Below are 9,182 nucleotides of genomic sequence, written 5' to 3' on the forward strand. Positions count from 1 at the left end.
AGTAGCCGAGCTGCCAGGCGAGGCGTATCGAGACCCGAACTCACCACTCCGGGAGGGTGGTGTATCCGTCCTGGAGCGCGCGGGCGAGCAGGTGCGCCTTGGTGGGTGCCGGTCGCCCGACCGCAGCGTACTTGTTGCGGATCCGCGAGATGTGCGTGCTGACGGTCGACGCCGAGATGAACAGCGACGCGGCCGCCTCGTCCTTGGAGTCCGAGGCCAGCCACGCCATGAGCACCTCGACCTCGCGCCGCGACAGCGAGGGACGTACCACACGCACGCCTTCGCCGGCCCGGAAGGCCCCGATGTCGGCGACCTCCCCCGACGCCCCGTGGCCGCCACCGTTCCCTTCGTGCTCGCGGACCGGCCGAGCGTGCACCGTCGCCGAATGCGCCTCTACAAGGTCCGCCACCATCGCCGTCACAGAACTTACCCCTCTTAGGTTCCCCAACCCGAAATGCCCGCTGCAACACTGGATTTCGGACGCTGATCGCCCGCCTGCCGCAACCTTGCCCAAAGGCTATGAACGCCGCCGCCCAGCGTGTAGACCCCAATTGGGGGACATCGCGGTTCCGCCGTTGGCGCGGACGTCAATCACTCGATCGACCGACACTCCGCGCCGATCGACGACACCGCAGGTCAGCGGATCGGGCACATCGGACATCGACACGCAACTGAGGCTATGACGACCGGCAGATCCACCAATGAATGTGATTGCGATCACACAGAAATCTCTCAGGCGGGCAGCCCGTCGGGAGTGAACTCCCAGCGGGACAGGCGTCCCCCATCGACGACGGTGATCGTGGCCAGCCGGCCCCGGCCGTTCGGCAGCACCCGGACGGTGACCTCGCTCCCGGGCCCGACCGAGTCCAGCAGTTCGGCGGCCGAGGCCAGGAGCGGGGCGAAGCGATCCGGATCGTCGTCGCCGACCGCCCGGTCGTCGAGGAGCAGCACCCGGGCGCCGCGCGCCCGGGCCTGCCACACCGCCGCCGCGAGGTCGTCGTCGTGCAGCCCGGGAGCCCGGATGCGATCACGGAGCGCCGCCTCGACCAGGAGGCATTCGCCGACGACGGCGTCGTCGATCGGCTCTCCCGTCGCGATCCGCTCGAGCAGCGGTCGCGCTTGCCGAGCGAGGCCGGCTACTTCCTGATCGCGCACAGTCAGAACCGCTTCCTGAGCCGCGTCGAACGCCGACCGGTCCCGGGCGTCGCGACGGAGCGCGTGGATGCGTCGGGCCCGCGGACGGATGATGGCCACGAACACCGTCGCCATGATCATCACCGCCAGATTGGACCCGAGATTGCCGGTCAGCGTCGCCAGTGGTCCGGCGACGCGATCGGCACCGATTCCGACGACGATGCTGAGCGCCAGTCCGAGCCAGGCCGCACCGAGCCGCCCGCGTACCGCCGTCAACACTTGTATCGACACGATCGCGGCGGTCAGGACGGTGTACGCGAGGCCGGGTTCGCGGGTCAGCGCCGGGACCGCCGCGGCCAGCGCGGTCGGCGGCAAGAGCACCGCCACCGCCGTCGGAAGCGGACGGAGCGGGTCTCCCGCCGCGGCCAGCACCATCAACGCCACCGCGGCGAGGACCAGCAACACCGCGCCGAGCAGCCAGGGACGGGTCACCCCGCCGGCCGCGAAGGCGATCGTGCTCAGCACGACGATGCTGAGCAGCGCCAGCGCGTACGCGGCTGGAGTCTGCAGACCGACCAGCGCCGAAGCATCCTCCCGCAGCGGGCCCCGTCCCCAGTACCAGCGATGCTCCGACTCCGCGTTCACGGTCACCGTTCCCACGCCAGCCGCACCTCCGTGCCCGACCCGGGGGTGCTCTCGATGTGCGCGGAGCCCTCGCCGTCGGCCAGCCCGTCCATGCGCTGCCGGATGCTGACCTCGATGCCCAGACGCTCGGCGGGGATCGACGCCGGATCGAACCCGACCCCGTCGTCGGCGATCACCACCTGCACCGAGTCGTCGCCGAGACGAATCACCACCGCGCGTTCGGCGTCGCCGCCGGCGTGCCGAAGAGCGTTGCGCAGCGCCTCACCGGCGGCCTCGGCCAGGCCGCGGACGGCGTGTGCCGGATAGCGGCCCCGTCCGCTGCCGGCGGAGACCTCATCCACCACCTCGATCCTCACCCCGGGATCGACCAGGGACACCACCGCCCGGAGGCGGCCGAGCGACTCGGCTGCGGTGAGTTCCTCGTCGCCCGTGCTCGGCGGGTGCGCCAGCGCGTCGAACTCGTCGAGCGCGATCTGCGCCTGCACCGCGAGCCGGCCGTCGCCCGGGTCCGCCTTCGCCGCCAGCAGCGTGGCGAGGACGTTGTCGTGGATCAGCGCGCCGAATCGCGCGCGCTCGGCCGCGCGCGCCGTCGACGCAGCGGAGAGCCGGGCCGCGGCGACCGAGTCCGCGTGCGCCTTGTCCAAGAGCGCACCGGTGCGGATCACCTTCCAGATGAGCACCACGAAGGGCAGCGAGAAGACCACGACGAACAGCCACTCGTACACAAGCACGCCCAGCCGATCACCGCTGCGACCGGCCGCCGTGAGGAGCGCCCAGCCCGCCGCGCAGACCAGCAGCGCCACGATGCCCGGACGGAGCCCCACCAGTGCGACCGCGAGGCCCGTGAGTCCGCAGAAGAGCCAGGTAACCTCGCCGGCTGGGACGCGCAGTCCGGTCCACGCCACGAACCAGAGCGCACACGCGGCGAGGAAGCCGACGAAGCACGCGACGGCGAGCGGGCGGATGAGCCTTCTCGTCGGCGCCCAGTAGGTGGCCGGGACCAGGGCGATTCCCGGGCCGTAGGCCAATACGGCCGCCACAGGCGCATACCACCCGGCGACCATGCCTGTGGGCTGCCCGAAGCGCGGGATGGCGATCAGCAGGAAGGCGAGGTAGCCGCACCCGACGAACCGGGCCATGGCGACCTGGATCCGGCGTTCCTCCGGACCGCCCGCCCGTGGCATGCCCCCGAACGCCGGTGCTCCATTCGGCGCGGCAGGGCTCGCCGGGGCTGCCGCGGGGACTGTCACCGCCGCGGAATCTGCCTCTGTGCCGGGCTCTGCGTTCACACCGGGAGTGGCGCGCTATTCACCGCGCGGGCGCTGCGGCATGGGCAGCCAGCCGTCCTCGACAGCGCGTTTGAACAGGTCGAGCTTGGTGCGGGTGGGCCGACCGGCATCGGCGTACTTCTGGCGGATGCGCTTGAGGTACTCGTTCACGGTGTCCGGCGAGACGCCGAGTTCCTGTCCGACGCTGATCGACGTGCCGCCCGAGGCATAGAGCGTCAGGACGCGCTGCAACTGTGGGCTCAGATCCACCGCGTCCAGGTTCGGGTCGCCGTCGATGGCGGCCGCCCACTCGGTGGTCAGCACCTCCTGTCCCCGGCCGGCGGTGCGCACCGCGCCGACGATCTCCTCCTCGGGAGCGGACTTGAGGACCACACCGAGGGTCCCCGCGCGGGCTGCCGACCGCAGCAGGTCGGGATGTTCGCCGGAGGTGTAGACGACGGTGCCGATCCCCCGCTCGGCGAGCGTGGCGACATTCTCGCGCGGCGTGGTGCCGTCGTTGAGCCGCAGATCCAGAATCACCACGTCGAGGTCGTCGGTCTGAGCGAGCAATTCGCTCACCGTGCTGGCGGAGGCGACCAGGCACAGGTCGTCGTGCATCTCCAGGATCCGTTCGATCCCCCACACGGGTGCGCGATGGTCGTCGACCATGCCCACCCGCAGCACCGACACCACTCCGATGCCCGCGTCGTCAGCTCCGATGCCCGCGTCGTCAGCTCCGATGCCCGCGTCGTCAGCGGCGTCCGTATCAGGATCGGTCACGTTCGATCACCCCTCCCCGTCGGATGCTCACAATCACCCTGAGCAACGTTCTGCTCAGGCCCCGATTGTAGTGACGGAGTCCGACAACTCAGGCCCGAGCAGGGAAATTTCCTCCTTTTGGCCCACGCCGACGGCGAAGTAAGGCCCACCGCGGCAATCGGCCGCGGCCGCCGGCAAGCTGCGGCCCTTGACCGGACGGACCGCACGAGCGCTATCTTAGGATTACCTGACTAGTCCAAGGAGGACCACAGTTATGCAGCAGAAGACCCTGCGCCGCCCCATGCTGGCCGTCGTCGCGTGCGCCGCCGGCGCAGCCCTCGCCCTGACCGGCTGCTCGGACGCCAAGGACACCGCCGAGAACGCCGCGAGCGCCGTGACGTCGGCGGCCACCGACGCCGCATCGGCGGTCACCTCGAAGACCGATGAGGCCAAGGCCACCGTCCAGGGACTCGACGACCAGAAGGCCCAGGAGATTCTGCGCACCGCGGTGAACCCGGACACCTCCGGCGACGAGATCGACAACGTGGTCGACACCAGCAACCCGGCGACCAAGGCCGCCATCCAGGCCTACGCCAAGGGATCGTCGGCCGCCGGCTACACCCCGGACATCTACTCGGTGAAGCGGGTGGCCGCGGTCGACGACGTCGACGGCAACAAGGCCGCCGAGGCGACCGTGGCCGTGAAGTCGCCGCACGTTCCGGATCCGGTGGACATCACCCTCACCTACGTGCAGATCGACGGCACCTGGAAGCTCAGCGCCGACGCCGTGACCCAGCTGGCCGGCATGGGCCGTTGATCCGGTAGCACCGACCCAGTCGACGCGCCGATTCTTCCTTTCGACAAGCTCAAGGAGCGAAAGACCCAGCCCCTTGAGCTTGTCGAAAGCCCAAAGAGCGAAAGACCCAGCCCCTTGAGCCTGTCGAAAGCCCAAAGAGCGAAAGACCCAGCCCCTTGAGCTTGTCGAAAGGAAATCGGCGCGTCGCCGTCTTTTCGGCCGCAGGGTCGCTCGGCCTTCCCTCCCGGCGGTACCGGCGACGGTCAGGTCCAGCGCAGACCGGCCGGGGTCCGGACACAGGCGCGACGGTGGGCGGCGTCGCCGTCGATCACGTTGATCAGCGCCGCCTGATGGCGGCCCGGCGGCAGGATCCGGGCGGTGACGCCGCCGGACTCCGCCGCGGTGAGCGTTCGGATCAGCTCGCCGCGCAGTGTTTCGGCATCGGTGGCCGAGAGGCTGTCCAGATCGAGGCCGCCGTCGTCGAACAACTGGACTGAGATCCCGCGGGACCGGGCCTCCGTCGCGGCGCGGCGCACGCCTTCGCTGTTCCAGACCCGGCCGCGGCGCTCGTCGCGCAGCGCCTGCTCGAGGAGCCGCGCGGCCAGCGCCTCACTTTCGGTGAACGCCTCGCCGTCGGCGACGCGCTGCAAGATGGGGCTCACCTCGCGGGCGAGGGCGTCGAGCCGCTCGCAGCGCTCGTCTGCGGTGGCCTGGCGCGCGGCTTCGAAGCGCACTGCGGCGAGTTCACGCTCGCGGAGCAGACCCATCAGGCTCATCATGGGCCGCACCATCGCCGCGATGATCACCGCGGGCAGCACCGTGCCGACCACCCGGCTCGACATCGGCAGGGCCGTGGCCGGCGCGTGGTCGTGGTGAACGGCCCAGAACGCAGCGATCGCGAGGGTGCCGACCGCCATGAGTCCGGCGACGGCGAATCGTCCGCGGATTGCGATCACCCCGGCGACCGCGGCGGTCAGCGACGGCGGCACCGTCGCCTGCACCCAGAACTGGGAGTCCGGCGGCATGTACCACCACGCGACGGCGAGTCCCCCGAGCGACGCGATGGCGATCACCGCGGCGGCCCAGGTGGGGAGCGGGTCGGCCGGAATCGCGATCGCGGTCAGCAGGCACAGGATCTGCAACACGAAAGCGAAGGTCTGCGCGGCCCAGACGCTGCCCTCGGCGGAACCCGAGGTGCCGACCATCGCGATCACGTATCCGGCCGCCAGAACGCCGATGGCGAACAGGACCAGCCGGGAGCGGAGGCCGACGAGCGTCGGGAGGTCGGGCAGCTCGCGCGGCAGTCGGGACGCGGGAGTGCTCACGGCCGTCGCCATTCCAGGGACACCATCGTCCCCTCTCCCGGTGCACTCTCGACGACGGCGGAACCCTCGGCGACCGACATCATGCGCCCGCGGATGCCGACCTCTATGCCGAGGCTGAGCGGGGGGATCCGTTCCGGCACAAAGCCACGACCGTCGTCGACGATGCGCAGCCGGACGGCGTCGTCGCCGAACATGCCGAGCACCGCCTGCGATGCCTCGTCGCCGGCGTGACGGAGGCTGTTGATCAGCGCTTCGCCGGCCGCGTCGACGAGGGCGTCGATCGCGTCGACCGGATAAACGACGCCGGGGACCGCGGCGGAGTCGTCGATGTGCAGGATCACTTCGATGTGGTCGCCGTGGGCCACCAGCGATTCCCGGACCCGCAGATACGCGGCCTTCGCGTCCATGACGTCCGGCCGGTCGGCGGTGTCGGCGCCGTGCAGCGCGCGCAGTGCCCGGTGCGCTTGCTCGCGCTGCACGCGCGCCGGAGGCCCGGCCCGGACGGTCCGCAGGACGGTGATCACCTCGTCACGCACGACGTCGTCGAGCCGCTCCCGCTCTTCGGCGCGAGCGGTGGCCGCCGCCCCGGCCGCCGCGGCAGCGAGGACGCGCTCGCGGTCGGCGTCGACCTTGCGCGCGATGCGCATCGCGGCGACGGCGACGGCCAGGAACACACCGACCAGTGCGCCATTGACCGCGCCCCGATACACTTCGGCGGCCAGCAATCGGCCGTCGTGCGCATAGCTCTGGACCACCGTCAGCAGGCACAGCAGCACGACCGTGTAGACCATCGACGCGCGCAGGCCCTGCGAGACCGCAAGCCCGATGGCGACGGTGGTCGCGGTGACTCCCACCCACACCGCGTTGATGGCGTCCGGCGCGGAGTGCACGCCGGTGCGCGCGGGGAACCAGAGGACGAGCAGGATCAGTTCCACCGCGCACGCGGTGACGACGGCGGGGCCGAGCAGAGCGCGATGGCGCTCGGTGCCGGCGACGGCCAGGAAGGCGCCCGCCGAGACCAGCGCGACGATACCGAGCGCGATCCACCACGACGCGGTCAACTCCGCGTTGCCGATCATCGGCGGGAGCGCCAGCAGTGGTGTCCCGACCAAGGTGAGGCCGATGCACAACGCAGCCGCCCGCTGAATCCGCCACGCATTCATCAGCTCACGCCCGAAGTGCCGCAGCGGGCGTCGGCGGCGTGGTCATCGTCGGAGAGTCTACCGGTCGAGGTGCGGAACGCGAGTGCCCGTGTCACCGAGAGTCGCGCGCCGTCACGCGGGTGGACATCGTCTGACGTCAAGCGGGAGCGTCGAGTGTCGAGCAGACCTGCGGGGACCTCAGATCGCGGCGATGAGGGACTCACGGGAGTCGGAGAGACCACGACTCAGCCACGTGATCGCATCGGCGACCCACTGGGCCTGATCCAGCGGCGCGAGCGCCCGCAGCGCATCCGGGAAGAAGCTGACGAGGGCGGCGGTGAGCGCCGCGTTCTCAGAGAGGGCGTGCGCGGAGACCACGGCGTCGTACTCGACGATGCGCCGGTGGAGGTCGCCGTAGGAGACGATCTGTCCGCGAAAACGCACCGCAGGCATCCACGGCATCGTCGCCGCGCGCTGCTCGATCTGCATGAGGAGATCACTCATGGCGTTCACCTGTCAGTCGTAGGACCGGACCCTACCCTGGTGTCCCCCAATTGAGGGGCTTACTGGCCAGTCAAGCAGACGGTTTCCGCAGGTGAAATAGCCAGAGCCCCCAAGTGGTCAACATCACAATCGCATAGTGTCCGTCTCCACTTCAGTGTGACATGGACCAATCCTGTGATCAGTGAGACGCACGTGACTGGAGTGAATTCGTGACGGCCCCGTAATGGCCGGCGCCACGTCCGCAGTCACTCCTTGGCGGCACGCTCCGCGGCATCGCGCTCCATCGCCTCGATGAGGCTCTTCGGGCGCAGGTCGGTCCAGTTCTCCTCCACGTACTTCAGGCACGCGTCACGGCTCTCCTCGCCGAACACCTTGGTCCAGCCGGCCGGGATGTCGGCGAAGGTCGGCCATAGCGAGTGCTGGTTCTCGTCGTTCACCAGCACGTAGAAGCGGCCGTTCTCGTCGTCGAAGGGGTTCGTCATAAGGAATCTCCTCAGTAGTAGGTCTATGGATCTCCGCGTCGGCAAGACCCACGGAGACACAGTCGGATGCTACCGGACACCTGGGGGTTCTCCGGTGTCCGATCAGCGGATCGCAGCCCAAATCTGCGGCCAGGATGCCTTCAGCTCACGCTCCCAGTAACCCCACGAATGGGTACCGGCCGGCCGAATCACGATGGTCGCCGGAATGTTAAGCTGCTTCAGCCGCTGCTGCATGTTCAGGGTGCAGTACGTCATCGCGGCCTCGATCCCACCACCCAGCGCGATCTGATCGATCATCTTCGGGTCAAGATCGCCGAGCGAGTGGATCTGCTCGTCAGGTCCGGGCAGACCCGACATCGACGAGATGTAGAGGGACGTTCCGCGCAGCTTGTTCGCGTTGATCAGCGGATCGTGCTTCCGCCAGTCCGGACCGTCGAGCGGACCCCACATTTTGGTCATGTCCGCACCGATCCGCCCGACAATGACCTGGCGAATAAACTCCTGACCGATCGGGTCACTAGTCTGTGCGCAACCGCTGTAGGAGGCGACCGCCTTATAGTGCCCCGGCTCCTTGATCGCCAAGTTCAGCACCGATGTGCCTGCCATCGAGATTCCGGCGATCGCATTCTTGCCATTCGTGTTGTATCGCGCGGCAAGCAGCGGCGGCAGTTCCTTCAGCAGGAAGGTCTCCCACTTGCTCTTGCCGATAATCGGGTCAACCTTCTGCCAGTCGGTGTAGTACGAACCACCGCCGGCCAGCGGAGTCACCACATAGACATGCTTGTTCTCGAAGAACTCCTGGTAGTCGGTCTTGTCTGCCCAGTTGCCCTCGCCTTCACCACCGGCGACACCATTGAGCATGTACAGCACCGGGGCCGGACGGGTCTGGTCCTTCGGAACGAATACGTCGAGCGGGATCTGACGGTCCATCGACTCCGAATAGACGGTGAGTCGCTGGTGCTGCGGCCCCAGGCTCTCGCTGTTCGAGATTCGCGACGGAGTTGCCGAAGCAGTTCCGACTCCAAGCAGACCGGAGCCGACCAGTACCGCGACAGCGATCACGGCGAAGTGGGCGACAAACGCCCGTGCGTGGATCTTCATTGACTCCCTTTCACAGCAGACATGCG

10 protein-coding genes are annotated in these 9,182 nt (G+C 68.9%); 1 reads left to right on the plus strand and 9 read right to left on the minus strand.

All coding sequences use genetic code 11. The features are described 5' to 3' along the window. Nucleotides 1-40: 40 nt before the first annotated feature. From C6V83_RS15960 to C6V83_RS15975, 4 genes are all read right to left on the minus strand, one after another. Nucleotides 41-412, minus strand: a complete 372-nt coding sequence (locus C6V83_RS15960; RefSeq protein WP_105943225.1) for a response regulator transcription factor — start codon at nucleotides 410-412, stop codon at nucleotides 41-43. Between the two features lie 320 nt (nucleotides 413-732). Further along, nucleotides 733-1,794, minus strand: a complete 1,062-nt coding sequence (locus tag C6V83_RS15965; protein ID WP_105943226.1) for a hypothetical protein — start codon at nucleotides 1,792-1,794, stop codon at nucleotides 733-735. Then, nucleotides 1,782-3,029, minus strand: a complete 1,248-nt coding sequence (locus C6V83_RS15970; RefSeq protein WP_159067538.1) for a sensor histidine kinase — start codon at nucleotides 3,027-3,029, stop codon at nucleotides 1,782-1,784. The genes C6V83_RS15965 and C6V83_RS15970 overlap by 13 nt, the downstream gene beginning before the upstream one ends. A gap of 54 nt (nucleotides 3,030-3,083) precedes the next feature. Then, entirely contained in the window at nucleotides 3,084-3,716 is a 633-nt protein-coding gene (locus tag C6V83_RS15975; protein ID WP_105944019.1) for a response regulator, read from the minus strand. A 364-nt stretch (nucleotides 3,717-4,080) separates the two neighbouring features. Here C6V83_RS15975 and C6V83_RS15980 point away from each other — a divergent pair, with 364 nt between their 5' ends. Beyond that, nucleotides 4,081-4,623, plus strand: a complete 543-nt coding sequence (locus C6V83_RS15980) for a DUF4878 domain-containing protein (protein ID WP_234353772.1) — start codon at nucleotides 4,081-4,083, stop codon at nucleotides 4,621-4,623. Nucleotides 4,624-4,865: 242 nt separating this feature from the next. Here C6V83_RS15980 and C6V83_RS15985 read toward each other — a convergent pair whose 3' ends face one another. The 5 genes from C6V83_RS15985 to C6V83_RS16005 form a co-directional block, all read right to left on the minus strand. Continuing rightward, entirely contained in the window at nucleotides 4,866-5,927 is a 1,062-nt protein-coding gene (locus C6V83_RS15985) for a hypothetical protein (protein ID WP_159067539.1), read from the minus strand. Further along, nucleotides 5,924-7,090, minus strand: a complete 1,167-nt coding sequence (locus C6V83_RS15990; protein WP_105943229.1) for a sensor histidine kinase — start codon at nucleotides 7,088-7,090, stop codon at nucleotides 5,924-5,926. The genes C6V83_RS15985 and C6V83_RS15990 overlap by 4 nt, the downstream gene beginning before the upstream one ends. A gap of 177 nt (nucleotides 7,091-7,267) precedes the next feature. Next, complete coding sequence (locus C6V83_RS15995; protein ID WP_159067540.1) at nucleotides 7,268-7,573, minus strand: hypothetical protein; 306 nt, start codon at nucleotides 7,571-7,573, stop codon at nucleotides 7,268-7,270. A gap of 245 nt (nucleotides 7,574-7,818) precedes the next feature. Continuing rightward, entirely contained in the window at nucleotides 7,819-8,055 is a 237-nt protein-coding gene (locus C6V83_RS16000; protein ID WP_105943231.1) for an MbtH family protein, read from the minus strand. 102 nt (nucleotides 8,056-8,157) lie between these two features. Further along, nucleotides 8,158-9,156, minus strand: coding sequence for an alpha/beta hydrolase (locus tag C6V83_RS16005; protein WP_105943232.1), 999 nt, complete (start codon nucleotides 9,154-9,156; stop codon nucleotides 8,158-8,160). Nucleotides 9,157-9,182: the final 26 nt, after the last annotated feature.

Source organism: Gordonia iterans (genome assembly GCF_002993285.1).
In the GTDB taxonomy this organism is placed as follows: domain Bacteria; phylum Actinomycetota; class Actinomycetes; order Mycobacteriales; family Mycobacteriaceae; genus Gordonia; species Gordonia iterans.

Bases quoted from the DNA above. Each gene is read 5' to 3' on its own strand.
- C6V83_RS15960 (WP_105943225.1), bottom strand. From the start codon at position 412: ATGGTGGCGGACCTTGTAGAGGCGCATTCGGCGACGGTGCACGCTCGG.
- C6V83_RS15975 (WP_105944019.1), bottom strand. From the start codon at position 3,716: ATGGTCGACGACCATCGCGCACCCGTGTGGGGGATCGAACGGATCCTG.
- C6V83_RS15980 (WP_234353772.1), top strand. From the start codon at position 4,081: ATGCAGCAGAAGACCCTGCGCCGCCCCATGCTGGCCGTCGTCGCGTGC.
- C6V83_RS15990 (WP_105943229.1), bottom strand. From the start codon at position 7,090: ATGAATGCGTGGCGGATTCAGCGGGCGGCTGCGTTGTGCATCGGCCTC.
- C6V83_RS15995 (WP_159067540.1), bottom strand. From the start codon at position 7,573: ATGAGTGATCTCCTCATGCAGATCGAGCAGCGCGCGGCGACGATGCCG.
- C6V83_RS16000 (WP_105943231.1), bottom strand. From the start codon at position 8,055: ATGACGAACCCCTTCGACGACGAGAACGGCCGCTTCTACGTGCTGGTG.
- C6V83_RS16005 (WP_105943232.1), bottom strand. From the start codon at position 9,156: ATGAAGATCCACGCACGGGCGTTTGTCGCCCACTTCGCCGTGATCGCT.